The organism is Duffyella sp. Ts4, from assembly GCF_051851875.1.
GTDB lineage: Bacteria > Pseudomonadota > Gammaproteobacteria > Enterobacterales > Enterobacteriaceae > Duffyella > Duffyella gerundensis.
The window spans coordinates 1-20,231 of record NZ_JBLYPN010000015.1 but is presented as its reverse complement, the minus strand read 5'-3'; the positions used below and the strand labels follow the sequence as shown (position 1 = coordinate 20,231).

11 protein-coding genes are annotated in these 20,231 nt (G+C 58.3%); 8 read left to right on the top strand and 3 right to left on the bottom strand.

Annotated features, from left to right (window positions below; genetic code table 11):
* Nucleotides 1–128: 128 nt before the first annotated feature.
* From ACJY2L_RS17080 to ACJY2L_RS17065, 4 genes are all read left to right on the top strand, one after another.
* Nucleotides 129–1,478, top strand: a complete 1,350-nt coding sequence (locus ACJY2L_RS17080; RefSeq protein ID WP_439214509.1) for an NCS2 family permease — start codon at nt 129–131, stop codon at nt 1,476–1,478.
* A gap of 177 nt (nt 1,479–1,655) precedes the next feature.
* The gene (locus ACJY2L_RS17075) at nt 1,656–3,305 is read left to right on the top strand and encodes a Na+/H+ antiporter (protein WP_439214510.1); all 1,650 of its coding nucleotides are present in this window, start codon (nt 1,656–1,658) and stop codon (nt 3,303–3,305) included.
* Between the two features lie 131 nt (nt 3,306–3,436).
* The gene (locus ACJY2L_RS17070; RefSeq protein WP_439214511.1) at nt 3,437–3,979 is read left to right on the top strand and encodes a YfaZ family outer membrane protein; all 543 of its coding nucleotides are present in this window, start codon (nt 3,437–3,439) and stop codon (nt 3,977–3,979) included.
* Between the two features lie 131 nt (nt 3,980–4,110).
* Entirely contained in the window at nt 4,111–4,656 is a 546-nt protein-coding gene (locus ACJY2L_RS17065; RefSeq protein WP_067434166.1) for a YfaZ family outer membrane protein, read from the top strand.
* A 44-nt stretch (nt 4,657–4,700) separates the two neighbouring features.
* Here the strand turns inward: ACJY2L_RS17065 and actP are convergent, their stop codons facing one another.
* The 3 genes from actP to acs all read right to left on the bottom strand — a co-directional run bounded on the left by actP (nt 4,701) and on the right by acs (nt 8,810).
* Entirely contained in the window at nt 4,701–6,353 is a 1,653-nt protein-coding gene (gene actP / locus ACJY2L_RS17060) for a cation/acetate symporter ActP (protein ID WP_439214519.1), read from the bottom strand.
* Nucleotides 6,354–6,355: 2 nt separating this feature from the next.
* Nucleotides 6,356–6,667: a DUF485 domain-containing protein gene (locus tag ACJY2L_RS17055; RefSeq protein ID WP_067434162.1), complete on the bottom strand. Its 312-nt coding sequence runs from the start codon at nt 6,665–6,667 to the stop codon at nt 6,356–6,358.
* Nucleotides 6,668–6,854: 187 nt separating this feature from the next.
* The gene (gene acs, locus ACJY2L_RS17050) at nt 6,855–8,810 is read right to left on the bottom strand and encodes an acetate--CoA ligase (protein ID WP_439214512.1); all 1,956 of its coding nucleotides are present in this window, start codon (nt 8,808–8,810) and stop codon (nt 6,855–6,857) included.
* A 501-nt stretch (nt 8,811–9,311) separates the two neighbouring features.
* Between acs and gltP the strand changes: the two genes are divergently transcribed.
* The 4 genes from gltP to ACJY2L_RS17030 all read left to right on the top strand — a co-directional run bounded on the left by gltP (nt 9,312) and on the right by ACJY2L_RS17030 (nt 19,890).
* Nucleotides 9,312–10,613 carry a glutamate/aspartate:proton symporter GltP gene (gene gltP / locus ACJY2L_RS17045; RefSeq protein ID WP_439214513.1) on the top strand — a complete coding sequence of 434 codons (1,302 nt, stop codon included), beginning with the start codon at nt 9,312–9,314 and terminating at the stop codon, nt 10,611–10,613.
* A 106-nt stretch (nt 10,614–10,719) separates the two neighbouring features.
* Nucleotides 10,720–11,637 (top strand): N-acetylmuramic acid 6-phosphate etherase, encoded by a 918-nt coding sequence (murQ, locus tag ACJY2L_RS17040; RefSeq protein WP_439214514.1) that lies wholly within the window; start codon nt 10,720–10,722, stop codon nt 11,635–11,637.
* Between the two features lie 428 nt (nt 11,638–12,065).
* On the top strand, nt 12,066–18,134 hold the full coding sequence (locus ACJY2L_RS17035; RefSeq protein ID WP_439214515.1) for an autotransporter outer membrane beta-barrel domain-containing protein: 6,069 nt from the start codon (nt 12,066–12,068) through the stop codon (nt 18,132–18,134).
* A gap of 211 nt (nt 18,135–18,345) precedes the next feature.
* Complete coding sequence (locus tag ACJY2L_RS17030) at nt 18,346–19,890, top strand: methyl-accepting chemotaxis protein (RefSeq protein WP_439214516.1); 1,545 nt, start codon at nt 18,346–18,348, stop codon at nt 19,888–19,890.
* Nucleotides 19,891–20,231: the final 341 nt, after the last annotated feature.

The window sequence follows — 20,231 nt, the reverse complement described above, 5'->3', positions numbered from 1 at the left end:
GCCGCGCTAATGCGGCGTTTTTATTAACGATCAGGTAAACGTTTGCCTTGTGATGCACAGGGCAAAACATGGCCCCAGCGCCGCCCGATCACAGCAGCATTTTTATCACTCTTTAGAGGTTTTTCGTTATGTCGACCGACTCGCGTCCCGCCCGCGGTAAGCTTGATGCCTGGTTTTGTCTCTCCGCCCGTGGAACGAGCGTGCGCCAGGAGATTGTTGCCGGGCTGACCACCTTTCTGGCCATGGTCTATTCCGTCATTGTGGTGCCGGTTATGCTGGGCAAAGCGGGCTTTCCGCCAACGGCGGTGTTTGTTGCCACCTGCCTGGTGGCCAGCGTCGGGTCGATCGTCATGGGCCTGTGGGCCAATCTGCCGCTGGCGATTGGTTGCGCCATCTCGCTGACCGCTTTTACCGCCTTTAGCCTGGTGCTGGGGCAGCAGATCAGCATTCCGGTGGCGCTGGGTGCGGTATTCCTGATGGGCGTGCTGTTTACGCTGATTTCGGTGACCGGCATTCGTGGCTGGATCCTGCGTAATCTGCCCACCGGCGTGGCGCACGGTACTGGCATCGGCATCGGCCTGTTCCTGATGCTGATCGCCGCCGACAGCGTCGGGCTGGTGGTGAAAAACAGCGGTGCAGGCCTGCCGGTAGCGCTGGGGCATTTTCCATCGTTTCCGGTGATCATGACGCTATTCGGCCTGGCGGCTATTTTTGGCCTGGAGAAACGTCGCGTGCCGGGCGGCATCCTGATGACCATCATCGCCATTTCTGTTGCCGGTCTGATTTTCGACCCGGCGGTGAGCTATCAGGGCCTGTTCGCCATGCCAAGCCTGACCGATGCCAGCGGCCACTCCACGCTGCTGAGCCTGGATATCCTCGGTGCCTTGCAGCCGGTGGTGCTGCCGAGCGTGCTGGCGCTGGTGATGACCGCGGTATTCGATGCCACCGGCACCATCCGTGCGGTCGCCGGGCAGGCTAACCTGCTGGATAAAGATGGCCAGATCCTCAACGGCGGACGCGCGCTGACCACTGACTCCTTCAGCAGCATTTTTGCTGGCCTGGTAGGTGCGTCGCCGGCGGCGGTGTATATCGAGTCGGCGGCCGGAACGGCAGCGGGCGGTAAAACTGGCTTAACCGCCATCGTGGTTGGGCTGCTGTTTCTGCTGATCCTGTTTATGTCACCGCTGGCTTATCTGGTACCGGCTTACGCCACCGCGCCAGCGTTGATGTATGTCGGCCTGCTGATGCTGAGCAACGTGGCAAAAATCGACTTTGGTGATTTTGTCGATGCGATGGCCGGGCTGGTTACCGCGGTGTTTATTGTGCTGACCTGTAACATCGTCACCGGCATCATGCTCGGTTTCGGTACGCTGGTGATTGGCCGCTTGTTTGCCGGTGAATGGCGCAAGCTGAACGTTGGCACCGTGGTCATCGCCGTCGCACTGGCGCTGTTCTATGCCGGCGGCTGGGCAATTTAACGTCGCTGCTCTCCCGCCATTTTGCTAAAAATGGCGGGATCCTCTTGTATCAACCGCGATAATTCCGCTTTTCGCACGTGAGGTTTTTTTTCCCGTGCCGTTTTGTTTTACACTTTCCCGGCACACACTCCCCGAACGTTATTCCACGCCTGCGTAAGAAGAGGCTTTAAGGACAGCATGGAAATCTTTTTTACTATTTTAATCATGACGCTGGTGGTATCGCTTTCCGGCGTTGCGGCTCGCATTATCCCTTTTCAGATACCGCTGCCGCTGGTGCAGATTGCCGCCGGTGCGCTGCTGGCATGGCCGACCTTTGGCCTGCACGTCGATTTCGATCCTGAACTGTTTTTGGTGTTGTTTATTCCGCCGCTGCTGTTTGCCGACGGCTGGAAAACGCCGATCAGCGAGTTTCTGCATCATGGCCGCGAGATCCTCGGATTAGCGCTGGTGCTGGTGCTGATTACGGTGATTGGTATTGGCTACCTGATTTACTGGATGGTGCCGGGCATTCCGCTGATTCCAGCCTTTGCGCTGGCGGCAGTGTTGTCACCTACTGATGCCGTGGCCCTCTCGGGTATTGTGGGCGAAGGCCGCATCCCAAAAAAAATCATGTCGATTGTGCAGGGTGAAGCGTTGATGAACGACGCGTCAGGCCTGGTATCACTGAAATTCGCCGTGGCAGTCGCGATGGGCACCATGGTGTTTACCTGGTCAGGTGCCAGCATTGAGTTTCTGAAGGTCGCCATCGGCGGGCTGGTGGCCGGTGTGGCAATCTGTTGGCTCTATGGCCGTTCACTGCGCCTGCTGAGCCGCTGGAGCGGTGACGATCCGGCAACGCAAACCGTGCTGCTGCTGCTGCTGCCGTTTGCCTCTTACCTGATCGCTGAACATCTGGGCGTATCCGGAATCCTCGCGGCGGTCGCGGCGGGCATGACCATTACCCGTTCCGGCATTATTCGCCAGGCACCGCTGGCGATGCGTCTGCGCGCCAACAGCGTCTGGCAGATGCTGGAGTTTGTCTTTAACGGCATGGTGTTCCTGATGCTCGGTTTGCAACTGCCCGATATTCTGCAAACCTCGGTTGAGCAGGCCAACGCCGATCCCAACGTCGAGCTGTGGATGCTGTTTGCCGATATTGGTCTGGTCTATCTGGCGCTGATGGGCGTGCGTTTTAGCTGGCTGTGGATCATGCAGCGCTTCAGCCGCCGTCTGCTGAAAAAGCGCCCGCTGGAGTTCGGCAACTACTCCATGCGCGAACTGCTGATCGCCACCTTTGCGGGCGTGCGCGGTGCGATTACCCTGGCGGGCGTGCTTTCTATTCCGCTGTTGCTCTCCAGCGGCGAGCCTTTCCCGGCACGCTATGAGCTGATCTTCATCGCCACCGGCGTGATTCTGTTTTCGCTGCTGATTGGCGTGATCCTGCTGCCGATGCTGCTGCGCGGTATCGACGGCGTCGATCATGCCGGTCATCGTCACGAAATTCAGAATGCCCGCGCCATTATGGCTGGCGTGGCGATTGACAGCCTGCATAAGATGGAAGAGCGGCTGATGAAGGACAGCGAAGAGAATCTTGATGAAGAGCTGGTGAAAGAAGTTGGCTCCCGCGTGGCGGGAAATCTGCGTCGTCGTCTGGATGGCAAAGAGAACCTGGAGAAATCGATTCTGGCTGAAAATCTGGAGCGCCGTTTCCGGCTTAACGCGCTGCGCGCCGAGCGCGGGGAAGTCTACCACCTGCGTGCTACCCAGCAAATTTCTAATGAGACCATGCAGAAACTGCTGCGCGATCTCGACCTGCTGGAAGCCGTGTTGCTCGATAAAGAAGAGTAATGTTCTGCCGCCGGGCCAGTGCGCCCGGCGTTATTTTCACCTTTTTGCTGGCCGAATGAGCCAAACCTTATAGAGCCAACCTCACCGCGACTTTTACCCTCGTCATTCCTTCTATAACCAGGAATGATGTCATGAAATCACTTTTAACTCTGATCGCGCTGCTATTGGCGTTTCAGGTGCAGGCCGTTTCAATCGGCGTTGACACCGGAAAATCGTTTTCCAGCCTGAACGGCTCTTCTACTGTTAAACCGGGCAATCCGCTGCTACTCGGCGGCGAATGGCTTCTACCGCATGAAGGCGATGTGCGCTACGCTGGCGCGTTGCAGGCGAGTTATCTTATCTCCAACCATTTTTTCCATGTTATCCCCTCACTGCGTGCCAGCTATGTCTCGTTTACCCATCAACCCGCAGGTTACGTGCTGAGTCCCGGCATTGGCATTATCTTGCCGGTGGCTGAAAAAGCATGGCTGTTTGCGGATTATCATTTCGCGCCAGATACGCTGACCTATCGCATGCACCGCTATGAAGATATGCGGCTGGGCGTGGGCCTTGCGCCTGGGCGTGCGTTGCATCTACAGGCAGGCTATCGCGCGCTGACACTGGATGGGCAACATGGTCACCGCGATCGCAGCCTTACTGATGGCTGGTTCATCGGCGCCCGCTATCTCTTTTGATGTCGTAAGCGCTCCGTGTTGGCAGAATAGCGGGACATCATTAATGTAAAGTAACGACTTATCCATTGTGTCTCACTTTTCTCACCGCTATTCTGCGCGCTCTAAAAAAAGCCTTAAAACGGAGTCTGGCGATGAATAAGAAAGTACTTTTGAGCAGTGGTCTGGCGATGATGGTGCTGGCGGGTTCAGCTCAGGCGATTGAAGGCAGCGTTGATGTGGGCAAGCATTACACTAACCTGAACGTCGGTCTGGGCACCAACTCACCGGGCCTGTTCCTGAACGGTAACTGGTTGCGTAGCGATCACGATGGCAGCTTATCGGGCCTCGGTCTGGGCTATAACATTGATGCCGGTCCGCTGCGTGTATCGCCAACGGCCAAAGCGATGTACACCCATCCGGAAAATGGCAAAGATGGCTTTGCGGTGGCGGTTGGTGCCGGCGCAAGCTACACCTTTAGCGATATGTTTGGCCTGTATGGCGAATATTATTATGCGCCAGATGCGTTTGCCGATCGTATCGACAGCTATCAGCAGGCAAGCGGTGGCCTGAGCTTTACGCCAATCTCGCTGCTGAACGTGCGCGTGGGTTATCAGTATATTGAGCTGAATAACAAAGATGGCCGCAAAGACAACGTCATTGCTGACGGTCCTTATGTTGGCGCTTCGCTGCGTTTTTGAGTTCATGCTGAAAAAAAAGGCGCCCTGTGGGGCGCCTTTTTTGTTTAGTGGGATTTGCCCTGATCGATACCAATACCGGTTTGTGAACGCACAAACTGATCGCGGAACAGCATGCGTTCCTGATGACCAGACGCGGACGTATCGGTGGTGGAGAAGAACCAGATACCGATAAACGCCACCAGCATCGAGAACAGCGCCGGATATTCGTAAGGGAAAACCGGTGCACTGTGGCCGAGAACCTGTACCCAGACGGTCGGGCCGAGAATCATCAGGATCACCGCGGTCAGCAGACCAGCCCAGCCGCCAATCATCGCGCCACGGGTGGTCAGCTTCGACCAGTACATCGACAGCAGGATAATCGGGAAGTTACAGCTGGCGGCAATGGAGAACGCCAGGCCCACCATAAAGGCGATGTTCTGTTTCTCGAACAAAATGCCCAGCGCGATAGCCACTACGCCGAGGATCAGTACGGTAATCTTCGACACCCGCAACTCATCCTTCTCACTCGCTTCCCCTTTGCGATAGACGCTGGCGTACAGGTCATGCGACACCGCCGAGGCACCGGCCAACGTCAGACCGGCAACCACCGCCAGAATGGTGGCAAAGGCCACGGCGGAGATAAAGCCGAGGAAGGTACTGCCGCCAACGGCATCGGCCAGATGCACCGCCGCCATATTGTTGCCGCCAATCAGCGCGCCAGCGGCATCTTTAAACGCCGGGTTAGCCCCCACCAACAGAATGGCGCCGAAGCCGATAATAAAAGTGAGGAAGTAGAAGTAACCCATAAAGCCGGTAGCCCAGAATACGCTTTTACGCGCTTCGCGCGCATCGCTGACGGTAAAGAAACGCATCAGGATATGCGGCAGGCCTGCGGTACCAAACATCAGGCCAAGGCCCAGCGACAGCGCCGAGATCGGATCTTTCACCAGCCCGCCAGGGCTCATGATCGCCGCGCCTTTGGGATGCACCGCCATCGCCTGGCTGAACAGGTTATTGAAGCTGAAGCCCACCGTTTTCATCACCATAATGGCCATAAATGAGGCGCCAAACAGCAGCAGTACCGCTTTGATAATCTGCACCCAGGTAGTCGCCAGCATGCCGCCAAACAGCACGTAGAGCACCATCAGAATGCCCACCAGCACCACCGCAACGTGGTAGTTGAGGCCGAACAGCAGCTGAATCAGCTTACCGGCACCAACCATCTGCGCGATCAGGTAGAGCGCCACCACCACCAGCGAGCCGCAGGCGGACAGGGTGCGAATCGGTTTCTGTTTTAAACGGTAGGAGGCGACATCGGCAAAGGTGTAACGGCCGAGGTTACGCAGACGCTCTGCGATGAGAAACAGAATGATCGGCCAGCCCACCAGAAAGCCCAGTGAATAGATCAGGCCATCGTAGCCTGAGGTATAAACCAGCGCGGAAATACCGAGAAATGATGCGGCGGACATAAAGTCGCCAGCGATCGCCAGCCCGTTCTGGAAGCCGGTGATATTACCGCCGGCGGTGTAGTAATCGCTGCGTGAGCGCGTGCGTTTCGAAGCCCACCAGGTGATGCCGAGCGTCGCACCGACGAACACCAGAAACATAATGATCGCCTGCCAGTTGGTCGGCTGACGCTCAACCGCACCGCTGATGGCATCCGCCGCCTGCGCACCCAAAGGCAGCGCACCCAGCGTCGCCAGAACCCGAGTAAACATCTTCATGGCTGCACCTCGCGCACGATCTCTTTGGTCAGGCGATCGAATTCGCCGTTGGCGCGCCAGACATAGACGCCGGTAAGCAGAAACGAAATTACAATCAGGCCGACGCCCAGCGGAATGCCGCGTGTCACGCTGGTTCCGGCATGCAGCGGCGTGCCGAGCCAGCCGGGGGCAAAGGCGATAAGCAGGATAAAGCCGACGTACAGCACCAGCATAATGACGGTCAGCACCAGCGCGAAGGCCTGCCGCTTGCGCACCAGCTCCTGAAAGCGGGGGCTGCTTTCTACCTGTTGATAGATGTTGTTGATCATCACACACTCTCCAGAGGTAAGGGGGATCGGGCGCGCAGGCTGACCACAAACAGTGCCTGACGCCCTTTTTTTATAAATTTTTTAGTGAGTAACCTGACAACAAAACACGTGCTCAGCACATCTCCTGTTTTGCTTCCTCTCCCTTGCGGGAGAGGAGGGTGGGACGAAAAAAGACAGGACGCCGCGGTTACGGCATTTTGATCGACTGCTTCTCTTCCAGCAGTTTTTCAACCACGGCCGGATCGGCCAGCGTGGAGGTATCACCAAAGTTGCTGGTATCGCCCGCGGCGATTTTGCGCAGAATGCGGCGCATAATTTTGCCCGAGCGGGTTTTTGGCAGCGAATCGGTCCAGTGCAACACATCCGGCGTGGCGATTGGGCCAATCTCTTTGCGCACCCAATTACGCACCTCGGTGTAGAGCTCCGGCGACGGTTCTTCGCCGTGGTTCAGCGTGATGTAGGCGTAAATCGCCTGGCCTTTGATGCCGTGCGGAATGCCGACCACTGCGGCTTCAGCAATTTTAGGGTGCGACACCAGTGCCGACTCGATCTCCGCCGTACCCAGACGGTGGCCGGAAACGTTCAGCACGTCATCCACGCGGCCGGTGATCCAGTAATAGCCATCTTCGTCACGGCGTGCACCGTCACCGCTGAAGTACATGTTTTTAAAAGTAGAGAAGTAGGTCTGTTCAAAGCGATCGTGATCGCCAAACAGCGTGCGCGCCTGGCCTGGCCAGGAGTCGGTAATCACCAGGTTGCCTTCGCAGGCGCCTTCCTGCGGCACGCCTTCGTTATCCACTAACGCAGGCTGAACGCCAAAGAAGGGTCGGGTGGCGGAGCCAGGCTTCAGTTCGGTGGCGCCCGGCAGCGGCGTGATCATGAAGCCGCCGGTTTCGGTCTGCCACCAGGTATCGACGATCGGACAGCGACTGTCGCCAATCTTCTGGTAATACCATTCCCAGGCTTCCGGGTTAATCGGTTCGCCTACCGATCCCATGATACGCAGCGTGGAGCGCTGGGTACCGGCGATCGCCTTGTCGCCTTCGGCCATCAAAGCACGAATCGCGGTCGGCGCGGTATAAAGCAGCGTCACTTTATGTTTATCAACCACTTCCGCCATGCGGCTCGGTTTCGGCCAGTTGGGCACGCCTTCAAACATCAGCGTGGTCGCACCGCACGCCAGCGGTCCGTAAAGCAGATAGCTGTGGCCGGTGATCCAGCCAACGTCGGCGGTACACCAGTAGATATCGTCAGGCTGATGATCGAAAACGTATTTAAAGGTGGTCGCCGCATAAACCAGATAGCCGCCGGTGCTGTGCAGTACGCCTTTCGGCTTGCCGGTGGAACCGGAGGTATAAAGGATAAACAGCGGATCTTCCGCGCCCACTTCCGCGGGCTGATGTTGATCGCTGGCACCGTCAACCTGCTCATGCCACCAGAGATCGCGGTTCTCCTGCCACGCCACCGCATTGCCGGTACGGCGCAGCACAATCACGTTGCTGATGGTGGTCACGCCGGGGTTTTTCAGCGCTTCATCGACGTTTTTCTTCAGTGGGATGGCACGACCGGCGCGTACGCCTTCGTCAGCGGTGATCACCAGCTTCGCGCCGCAGTCGATAATGCGGCCCGCCACCGCTTCCGGCGAGAAACCGCCGAAAATCACGGTATGCACTGCGCCAATACGCGCGCAGGCGAGCATAGCCACCGCGGCTTCCGGCACCATGGGCATATAAATGGCGACCACATCGCCTTTGCGGATGCCCGCTGCTTCCAGCACGTTGGCAAAACAGCAGACGTCGCCGTGCAGCTCGCGATAACTCAGGCTGCGGCTTTCGCTGGCATCATCGCCTTCCCAGATAATGGCGGTGCGATCGCCATGCTGAGCAAGATGACGATCGAGGCAGTTGGCCGCCAGATTCAGCGTGCCATCTTCGTACCAGCGAATAGAGATATTGCCCGGCGCAAATGAACTGTTTTTAACGCGGGTAAAGGGCGTTATCCAGTCGAGAATCTTTCCTTGCTCACCCCAAAAGGCATCGGGATCCTGCACCGAGTGTTGGTACATCGCTGCATACTGGTCGGCATTGATCAGGGCATGTTCCGCGATGTTCGCGGGTACGGGATATTTATGATGTTGGCTCATGGCTGCTCTCCTTGAAGATGTTAATGATATGTCAATCAAAGGTTAATTAAAGCCGGGCAAACAGCTTTGTTTCTTTTTTGCGCGACAGATCACGTCAATGGCGAAGCGGGTAAAACGTCGAATAATGACCAGGTTAGGTAGCACCTGAGCGGGCAGCAAACCGGGAAAGGTTTGTGCAAAATAGCAGCAAACGGTTCGCAGAGGATGACGAAAATAAATGCATATCTATGCTAATTAATCTCAAATTATTACTTTTTATAACAGCCAGTTAGGCTTTTCATTACTTATTGCGATATTTCACTGCTTACGCCGTGACAAACATCGCGATTCGACTAAGGGTTGCATTTTTAGCGGCGAAAATGGTAATTATCTCGCGCCTGAAGTTCAGGCATCCATCACCAATAACCCCTGATTTTATCGGGCCTTTGCCCATTTCCCTTGCGTCTTCAAGCTACTGCCTGAAATCAGCTACCCGGGGTTTTGTTAAGGAAATGAAGCATTATGAAAGGTTTTAAACTTAGCCTTGCCTGGCAAATCTTGATTGCGCTGGCGCTGGGTATTGTCGTGGGTGCAGTGCTGCATAATCAGCCGGACAATCGCGAATGGTTAATCACCAACGTGTTGAGTCCAGCTGGCGATATCTTTATTCATCTTATCAAGATGATTGTGGTCCCGATTGTGATTTCCACCCTGATTGTCGGCATTGCTGGCGTCGGTGATGCGAAAAAGCTGGGTCGGATTGGCGTGAAAACCATTCTCTATTTTGAAGTGATCACCACCGTGGCGATCGTGGTCGGTATTACCGCCGCCAACGTGTTCCAGCCTGGCAGCGGCATCGATATGTCGTCGTTATCGAAGGTGGATATCTCAAAATATGAAGCGACAACCGAGCAGGTGCAGAGCGGTGCGCACAGCCTGGTGATCACCATCATGTCGCTGATCCCAACTAACATTTTTGCCGCCATCGCCAAAGGCGACATGCTGCCGATCATTTTCTTCTCGGTGCTGTTTGGCCTGGGATTATCATCGCTGCCCGCAGAGCATCGCGATCCGCTGCTGAAGCTGTTCCGTTCAACCTCGGAAACCATGTTCAAAGTCACCAACATGATCATGCGCTATGCGCCGATCGGGGTGTTTGCACTGATTTCCGTCACCGTGGCCAACTTCGGTTTTGCCTCGCTGGTGCCGCTGGCCAAGCTGGTGTTGCTGGTATACGTGGCGATTCTGTTCTTCGCCTTTGTGGTGCTGGGTACGGTGGCGCGCATCTGTAATCTGCGTATTACCACGCTGATGCGCATCCTGAAAGATGAGCTGATCCTCTCTTACTCCACTTCCAGTTCGGAAACGGTGCTGCCGCGCATCATGGAGAAGATGGAAGCCTACGGCGCGCCAAAAGCGATCACCAGCTTTGTGGTGCCGACCGGCTACTCGTTTAATCTCGATGGCTCAACGCTGTATCAAAGCATCGCCGCCATCTTTATCGCCCAGCTGTACGGCATCGACCTGTCGTTAGGCGATGAGATTGTGCTGGTATTGACGCTGATGGTGACCTCAAAAGGCATCGCTGGCGTACCGGGTGTTTCGTTTGTGGTACTGCTGGCCACGCTGGGCAGCGTGGGTATTCCGCTGGAAGGCCTGGCCTTTATTGCCGGTGTTGACCGTATCATGGATATGGCGCGTACCGCGCTCAACGTGGTGGGCAACGCGCTGGCGGTGCTGGTGATTGCCAAATGGGAAAACCAGTTCGACCAGAAACAGGCGCAGCACTACGAGCTGCAGCTCAGCACGCAGGGCGCGAAGTAAGCCTCTCCGAAACCCGTCGCCAGACGGGTTTTTTTATGCCTGCGGATGCCGCTGAATAAAAATAGCTTTACGCTGATATAACGCTTTTGATGCCGGAGTTTCACTGATGAAAATCGACCTTTCTGCTCTAACCACCGAAGGGCGCAACGCCGCCAGCACCGATATCGATCGCCTCTCCACGCTGGAGATGCTGACCGTCATTAATCAGGAAGATAAAAAAGTCGCGCTGGCGGTAGAAGCGATTTTGCCTGCTATCGCCCGCGCGGTGGACGCCATCGTTGCCGCCTTTGCGCAGGGTGGCCGACTGATCTATTGCGGCGCCGGTACGTCCGGGCGGCTGGGCATTCTGGATGCCAGCGAATGCCCGCCAACGTTTGGTACGCCGCGCTCGCAGGTGGTGGGGTTGATTGCGGGCGGCCATCAGGCCATTTTACAGGCGGTGGAAAACGCCGAAGATAATCAGCAGCATGGCGCGCAGGATCTGATCGATATCGGTTTCAGCCGTCATGACGTGCTGGTGGGCATCGCGGCCAGCGGCCGGACGCCGTACGTGCTGGGCGCGCTGGAGCATGCCAACGCCACTGGGGCGGTCACCGCTGCGCTGAGCTGCAATCCGCACAGCCCGATGGCGCAGCTGGCGCAGATCGCCCTGACGCCGGTGGTCGGCCCGGAGGTGATCACCGGCTCGTCACGCATGAAAGCGGGCACGGCGCAAAAGCTGGTGCTGAATATGCTGACCACCGGCGCGATGATTCGCAGCGGCAAGGTCTACGGCAACCTGATGGTAGATGTCGAAGCCACCAATCAGAAGCTGGTGCAGCGGCAGATAGATATTGTGATGCAGGCCAGCGACTGTAGCGCTGACGAGGCGCGCGCGGCGCTGGACGCCTGCGGCGGGCATTGCAAAACGGCGATTCTGATGCGGCTGGCCGATCTCAATGCCGCCGCGGCGCAGGCGCTGCTGGCGACACACAAGGGTTTTATTCGTCAGGCGCTGCAGGCCGCAACGCACTTTTCCGGTTAGCAGCGCTGATGAATAGCGTGTAGCTGGCTGTGAAGGTGGTCACATATGAGCCAATTAGTCCATGTCAAACTTTTACGGCCAACGTCAACTGGGCTTTTACAGACGCTGGCCGCTGCGTTAACTCTCCCCATCTTTTTCTTTATTAATGCATGGCCTCTTATTTCCCTTTTCTCCCCCCTGCGATGACAGAGCGCCCGCCATGCGGCTTTGCGCTACGTTCGTTCACTTCCTACGCTGAACGGGTATGTGTGTTATCTCGCCTAACTCCAACCGGGCAGCAGCGCGTTTCGCCTGCCTGATTCATCCGAGCTTATCTGTAGGTTGTTAAGTAACGCCTGATTGGGAAGCGACTTCTCTCACGCTGTGAAGCGCCCTGACCCGATCGCCTCTTTTTTAGAGATTCGAGTCTGATTTTCAGCGGAGAAAGTATGCGTTTTAAACCCAATCCCGTGATGTTGGCCCTGCTCGCCGCGCCGATCATCGCCTGCTCCACCTTTTATGCTTACGCCGCAACCATTGATGCCTGGACGCCAGAGGCTAACGATGCGCAGGTTGGCGCGACCACCGTGACCAACCGCAGCGAGACGCTGGAGGGCAATCCGCGCTTTGCGCCAGGTCAAACCGGCACCGTCAATACCACGTTGGGCCAGGTAACTATCGCTTCCGGAAGTGACTACCTCAATCAGGACCGCTTGAATCCCGGCCCGCAGAACGCCGCCGTGCTGGTGCCCGATCCGGTGACCGGCGGGCAGATCACCTTTCAGGTTTATGACTCCTCACGGCTGGTGGCGCTGGATCCGGTTACCAGCGCGACGCCGGTGCCCGATATCCAGAATGTAAACGATGGTCAGTATATTGACGCGCGGGTCGCCAATATCGGCACCGGCGGCGTGTTGGATATCAATCTCGGCCAGCCCAACGCTGCCGCGTCAGCATCCAGTAACAGCTGGGTGATGGCCGCCAAACAAACCACCCTGTTTGATGTGACCAATGGCGGCATCGCCAACTGGAATTCAAATAATCGCATCGGCTTTTCCGGCAGCGCCGCTGCACTGGTCAACGGCGTGGCACAGCAATCCTACGATGTGATCGGCCTTGCCACTTATAACGGCACCTTCAGCGTGCAAACGCGTGATGGCAGCAGCACCTCGTTTACCGTGAGCAACGCCAGCCAGCTACAGCAGTACAACAACTGGCTGATTGACCAGCTAAAAGCGGGCGCGCTGGACAAAAACAGTTATCTCATCGAATTCAACAAGGCGCTGACCACCCGTAACGGCACGATTGTTTACAACGTCTCCGCCACGCCGCCCGATGAGGTAACCCAGCCTTTGGGTTCGCGGATTGTGATGAATGCGTCGGGCGCCAATTCGCGCGTTAACCTGGCGGCGGGAAAAACGCTGGAAGTCACTGGCGCCACCGGCGGTGCCATTCACGCCAGCGACGGCGCGGAAGCAGTAATTGACGGCACGCTGGCCAGCCGCGGCACCTTTGTTAACAGCGGTACGGCACTGGTGCTGGATAACAGCAGTCGTGGCACCAATAACGGTGTGATCAACGGCGGTTTTCTTAACAGTACGGCGGGGATAGTTAACGGCGCGCCCAGTTTTGGTACCGACGCCGTGGTGGTCAACAGCGGCAGTCGTTTTGATAACACCGGCATCGTTAATCTGGCCACCAGCGGCAATAACACCTTTAATGGCGTGGCGGGTATCAACCTTGGCGACAATAGCCAAGCCACCAATAGCGGTAACATCAATGTCGGCGTCGCCAGCACCAGTTCACGCGGCACCACGTCAGGCGTGCTGCTCACCCGCGCCAGCTCAGTCTTTACCAATAGCGCCACCGGCAATATCTATCTGGGTCGCGGGCCGCAAAATGCCCTCAGCGACAGCGTGGCCGACACGACGCTCAATCAGAGCGGCCTGACCAGCGGCATTGCGCTGGTGGCTGACGGCGTGGCGATCAATCAGGGCACTATTACGCTCGGCTCGCGGGTACAGAACGGCGCGGGCATGTCGGTTAGCGGCGCGGCGGCGGCCACGCTGCAAAATCAGGGCGTGATCGACGTCAATGGCGCCGCCAGCCGTATCCCGCGTGAAAACATTGGCATGTCGGTGTTGAACAGCGGCGGTAATATTGATAACAGCGGCACCATCAATCTCAACGGTGTGAACGGTACCGGCATCAAAGTGGTCGCCACCGCGGGCAACCGTTCACAGGCGAGCTCAACCGGGGTGATCAACGTCGCGGGCGGCGCCGATCCCAGCAGCGGCACGCGAAATTTTGGCATCTGGGTGGAAGGCCAGGGCAGCGGCGAATCGGCGGCGACGGTGGATGGCGCCATCAACCTGAGCGGTGACGGCGCGATTGGCGTTCACGCGCGCGGCAATGCCACGGTCACCGTTTCGCCCGACGCGGTGCCACGTTTTGCTCAGGGCAGCAATCAGATCGCCTTTTTCGCCTATGGACCTAATGCAAACATCAACGTGGCGGATAACAACGCTTTCGACGTCACCACTCGCGGCTCAACGCTGTTTCGGCTGGAGCAGGGCGCGGATTTTGACGGCAGCGATCTGACGCTTGGCGTATCCGGCGAGGGCGCGGTTGGCGTTATCGGCACCGGCGGGGGCGGCACGCGTATCAATACGCAAAATGCAGAGATCAACGTCAGCGGCAACGGCGCGACCGGCGTGATAATCGAAGGCGGAGCCAGCGGCATCATCGATCAGGCGACCCGCATCGATCTCAGTGGCCGCAACGCCATCGGTGCACTGGCGGACGGGCAAAAACACACGCTGGCGGGCAGCAACAGCGGCTCGCCCTCCGCCGCCACCTCGCTGAATTCGGCGGCGGAGCTGGATTCTGCACAGGAGGGCATTGTGGGATATATCGCCCGCAACCGCGCCAGCCTGACCAACACCGGCAATATCGCCTTCACCGGCGCGGGCACCACCGGTCTGCGCGTGGAAAGCGGCGCCAGCGGCACCAACAGCGGCAATATTACGATTGCTGACGGTGGCAGCGGCATCATCGTCGACAGTAATGGCTCTGCGCTGACTACCACGGCAACCAACACCGGCGTGATCAATGTCAACGGCGGCAGTAGCGCGGCGCGCAGCCGCGGCGTCACGGCCAGCGGCGCGCGCGCCGTAGCCAACCTCAACGGCGGCAGCTTTAATCTTAACGGCGTCGGCGCGCTGGGGGCGGAGGCGATCAACGGTGGGCGCGTAAACGTCTCAGCCGCGTCAACGCCGCAGTTTAATAACCGCGATCAGATCGCCTATCGCGCCGCAGGCGGCGGTTCGGCGATCGACAGCGCCAGCAATGCGTTGACCATCACCACTGCGGGCTCAACCGGCTATCGTATTGATGACGGCGCGGCGCTACGCTTCAGCAGCGCCAATACGCTGACGACCGCCGACGGCAGCACCGGCGTGATTATCTCTGGCAGCGGCAGCACGCTAGCCAGCGGCAACAGCCGATTGCAGGTTAACGGCGCGGACAGTCACGGCGTGCGGGTGGAAGGCGGTGCCAGCGCCACGCTGGATGCGGCCAGCCAGCTTATGCTCAACGGCGATCGCGCCGTCGGCGTGCTGGTCGATAATCTGCGAACCGATTTGAGTAATGCGCTTGATGGCAGCACGGCGGCCAGCAGCGTGATCAACAACGCGGTGATCGGCGGCGGCGGAACGGGCGTTATCGCTTTTGACATTGCTAACGGCGCCACGCTGCGCAACACCGGACAGGTCGATTTAACCGGCAGCGATACCATCGGCATCCGCACGCGATCCGGCAGTACGCTGGTTAACGACGGCACGGTCAACGTTGCCAGTGGCACCGGCATGGATATCAGCGGCGGCGGCACCACGCTGGCTAAAGGCGGCACCATCAACGTCGGCGGCGGCATTGCCGGGGTGCGTATCAGCGACGGTGCGCAACTGGCGCTGACCGGCAGCGAGACGCTGATTACCAGCGGCGGCGCGGCGCACGGCGTGCTGCTGGATAATGGCGCGGCTGGTTTTACCGCCAGCGACGCCAGGCTAAATGTCACCGGCAGCGGCAACGGCATTGAGAATCGCGCCGGGCTGCAACAGGTGAGCCTGAACAATCTCACCATTGATGTCACAAACGGCAGCGGTATCCGCACCGCAGTGCCCTTTGATCCGGCATCAACCGTTACCGTTAATGTCCGCGGCAGCGGGAGCGGATTAACCATCGCCAACGCGGATGGCGGCGTCACCGGCGGCGATCTGTCGCTGGGTTCCGGCTATGTGTTCAACGTCGATGGCGCGGGCGGCACCGGCATTCGCGCCAATACCACCGGCACCATCAACAGCGCTGCCACGGTGAATATCAACAGCCGCGACGGCGGTTCAGCGCTGGTCTCCAGCACGGCGCGCACCATCATTCACTCCGGTACCTTTACTTCTGCCAGCCTGACATCGCCGGTGGTGGATTTGCGCGGCGGACAGACGCTGTTTGAAAACGTTGGCACCATTATTACCGCCACTCCGGACAGCGTGGCGGTGGCGGGCAGTAACGCCAGTGATGTGGTGCTGCTGACCCGCGGTGAGATTCGCGGTGATGTCAATCCCGGCGGCGGCAGCGACCGTTTTCAGTGGACCGGCGGTGTGCTTGACGGCAGCCTGACCATGGGCAATGACGTGAACAACGTGGCCGACATCCGCGGGGTCGATCTCAGCAAAACCCGCCATCTGACCGCGGGCAGCGCCACCGGCAACACGCTGACCCTGAGCGACGTGAGCTGGCGCGGCGGTTCCTTTGCCACTGATGATCTCAATAAAGGCGTAAACCTCGGCGGCGGCTGGAGCACTATCAACTTCAACAACAGTGCCTGGACGCTGACCGACAACCTGCAACTCGCCCACAGCGTGGTCAATATCGGCAGTGGCTCGGTACTGTATGCAGGCAACGGCGTTAATCCCACCATTGCGGGTGGCAGCGATCGTTCCGTGGCGGTCAACAACGCCGGCATCATCGATCTTACCAACGGCAGCGGCGTGCCCGGCAACCGGCTGACTATCAATGGCGACCTTAATTCGCTGGGCGGCCAGGTGAAGCTCGCCACGCGGCTTAATGCGGGCGGCGCGGTTGCTAATCAATTCAGCGATAAGCTGCTGGTGGCCGGTAATGCCAGCCAGGGCACCACGCTGCTTGATGTGCGACTGAATGCGGCGAGCACCGGTAATCTCACCGATCTCAATCGCAACAGCGCTATCGATGCTGATGAAGGCATTACGCTGGCACAGGTGGCGGGCAGCGCACGCAGCGACAGTTTTGCCCTGCGCAATGGCTATCTCGCCGCCGGGCCGTGGAAATATGAACTCTACAGCTTCTCGCCGGGCAACAGCGACGCCGCACAGCGACAGGTGAGCGGTGCGGCCGACGGCAACTTCTGGGATTATCGTCTGGCTAACAGCTATGTGTGTCAGGGCGAGGAAAGCTGCGCACCGGTGCTGCGTAACGGCGCGTTCAGCGTGGGAGACAACGCGCGCATCGCGGTGATTCCACAGGTGCCAGCCTATGTTTCTGCACCGGTTGGGCTGGCCTTTTACAGCGCCGCCATCGTTGACGATCTGCACAAGCGTCTGGGCGAACTGCGCCATCAGCAGACGCTGCCAGCCGGTGACGGCGGCGAGTTGTTTGTGCGCTATATCGGGGCCAATCTGACCTACAACACCGATCGCAGCTTCCGTGATTTCGGCTATGACATGGATATCGATTACAGCGCGGTGCAGATTGGCGGCAATCTGATACGGCTGGACGGTGAGCAGGATAGCCTGCGTGGCGGCGTGGCCTTTACGCGCGGCAACACGCGTTTGCGCCCGGATGCGGCAGATGGCTTCAGCAGCACCACCTTCGACAGCGACAGCCTGGCGTTTTACGGCACCTGGCAGCGCAACAACGGCTTTTATCTGGATGGTGTGCTCTCATTCGATCGCCATCGCGGTGAAACTGACATTGCGCAGCAGCGTGAAGTCGCCAACATAAAAGGTCACGGCTGGAATGTTTCGCTGGAAGGCGGCTATCCATGGCTGTTTGCCAACGGCGTGCGGCTGGAACCGCAGGCGCAGCTGATGGTCATGCAGCTCGATATGAGCAACTTCACCGACAAAACCAATACCAACGTCAGCTATGACCGTTATAACCAAACCATTGGTCGGCTGGGCGCACGGCTGGATCGCAGCTGGAGCGATGACAGCCTGCGCCAGTACACGCCTTATCTGCGCGCCAACTACTATCGTGGCTGGGGTAAAGATGCCAAAACGCGGATAAGCGCGGCGGATAACGACAGGCTCGGCAATACCTTTGGCAGCGGCGGGTTTGGTCAGATGGCGGAAGTGGGCGCCGGTGGCACGGTGACGTTTAAGAATGCGGTATCACTCTATACTGAAGTCGATTATCGCCATGAGCTGGATGGCAACGGCGCCAAAGGCTGGCGTTACAACGTCGGCGTGCGCTGGCAGTTCTGAGCACAGAGCGGCAGGGAGGCCGCTCACCATTAATTAACATTGTTAACTTATTCCCTCCGTGTTTACATCACGTTTTCCGCTTAAAATCACGCTGCATCCATTATTTCACGCTGAAAATTAAAGCCGTGCGCTAAAGCTTTCAACCATCTTCGCCGAAAACATAAAAAATTATTATTGGTCATTTGACCACTCAGTTGTTTCAAGGAATCCCATGCGTAATAACCAGCCGATCACTCAGCAGGAGTATCTGTTTGACGATCACGCCACGCTGATGTCCACCACCGATCTCAACAGCCACATTACCTACGCCAACGATGCTTTTATTGAGGCAAGCGGCTTCTCCCCGGAAGAGGTCAATGGTCAGCCGCATAATCTTGTACGTCATCCCGATATGCCACCGGAAGCTTTTGCGGATATGTGGGCGACTCTGAAACAGGGCGAGCCGTGGACCGCGCTGGTTAAAAACCGCCGTAAGAACGGCGATCACTATTGGGTGCGCGCCAATGCTATTCCCGTGGTGCGCGACGGCAAGGTGCACGGCTTTATGTCGGTGCGCACCAAACCCAACGCGGCAGAGGTGAAACAGACCGAAGCGTTATACCGTGATTTTCGCGAAGGCCGCAGCAAAGGCCGCCGCTTTCATAAAGGACTGATTGTGCGCCGCGGCCCGGCGCAGATTTTCTCCCTGTTGAAAACATTGCCGCTGCGCTGGCGCATTCGCAGCCCACTGATCGCGCTGCTGCCTGCCACCGTGCTGGGCGGCTGGCTGCTGGGTCTGCAGGCGGGCGCGCTGGGCATGTTTGCCGCCGGTATGGCGCTGCTGCTGGCGCTGGTCAGCGCCTGGCTTGAGCAACAGATTTCACGGCCACTGGAGCGCGTTTGCCAGCAGGCGCTGCGCGTGGCTACTGGCGAAAGCCACAAGGTCGATCAACTGGATCGGGTGGATGAAATTGGTATGACGCTGCGTGCGATTGGCCAACTGGGATTGATGTTCCGCTGGCTGGTGGATGATGTCAGCGGCCAGGCGATCAACGTGCTCAGCGCCAGTGACGCGATTGCCAGCAGCAACAACGAACTGAGCCGCCGTACCGAACAGGCCGCGGCTAACGTGCAGCAAACCGCGGCCACCATGAACGAAATGACCGCTACGGTGAAGAGCAATACCGACACCGCGGCACAGGTGAACACGCTGTCGATGGCCACCAGCGACGCCGCACTCAACGGCGGCAAAGTGATGGGTGATATGGTCGGCATGATGGCCGAAATTAATGACAGTTCAAAGCGTATCGCTAATATTACCAGCGTGATCGACGGCATTGCTTTTCAGACCAACATTCTGGCACTTAACGCGGCGGTAGAAGCGGCGCGGGCAGGTGAGCAGGGTAAAGGCTTTGCGGTCGTGGCGGGTGAGGTACGCAGCCTGGCACAGCGCAGCGCCAAAGCGGCTAGCGAGATCAAGCATCTGGTAGAGACCAGCGCGGTGCGCGTGAAATCGGGCAGCGTACACGTCGATGAAGCGGGCACCACCATGCAGAGCATTGTGTCGCAGGTGCAGAACGTGACCACGCTGATCGCGCAGATCAGCAGCGCCACCGCCGAGCAGGCCACCGCGCTGAGTGAGGTCAGCAAGGCGGTAGAGGATCTGGATGATATTACCCATCAAAACGCCGCCCGCGTGCAGGAAGGCGCCGAGGCATCAGGCCGCATGGCGCATCAGGCAAACCGACTGGTAGAGGCGATCAGCGTTTTCCGGTAGGAGGCGCGCCGGAAAGCGCGGGAGTTTCTGCCCGGAAGCGGGCGGCTTTTTAAGGGCCAGGTCAAAGGCCATTTCGTTCTGCCTTGCAGGCGGCGTTTTTAAGGGCCAGGTCAAGGGCCATTTCGTTCAGGCTAAAGCCTGCCCGAGCAGGGCCGGCAGTCGCCCCGGCCCTGCACCCGCGCTATCCGGCAAACACAACCGCCCGCTGCGCGGGTGCCCTCGGCACAAGCTTTTTCCTGACGGACCGGGCGCGATTCGCTCCTGCTCAGCGCGCCCTCTCGCCGCCTCCCTGCGGCTCGCCCTGGAAAACGCTTTTGCCTCGGCGTTTGTGATGCCTCCTC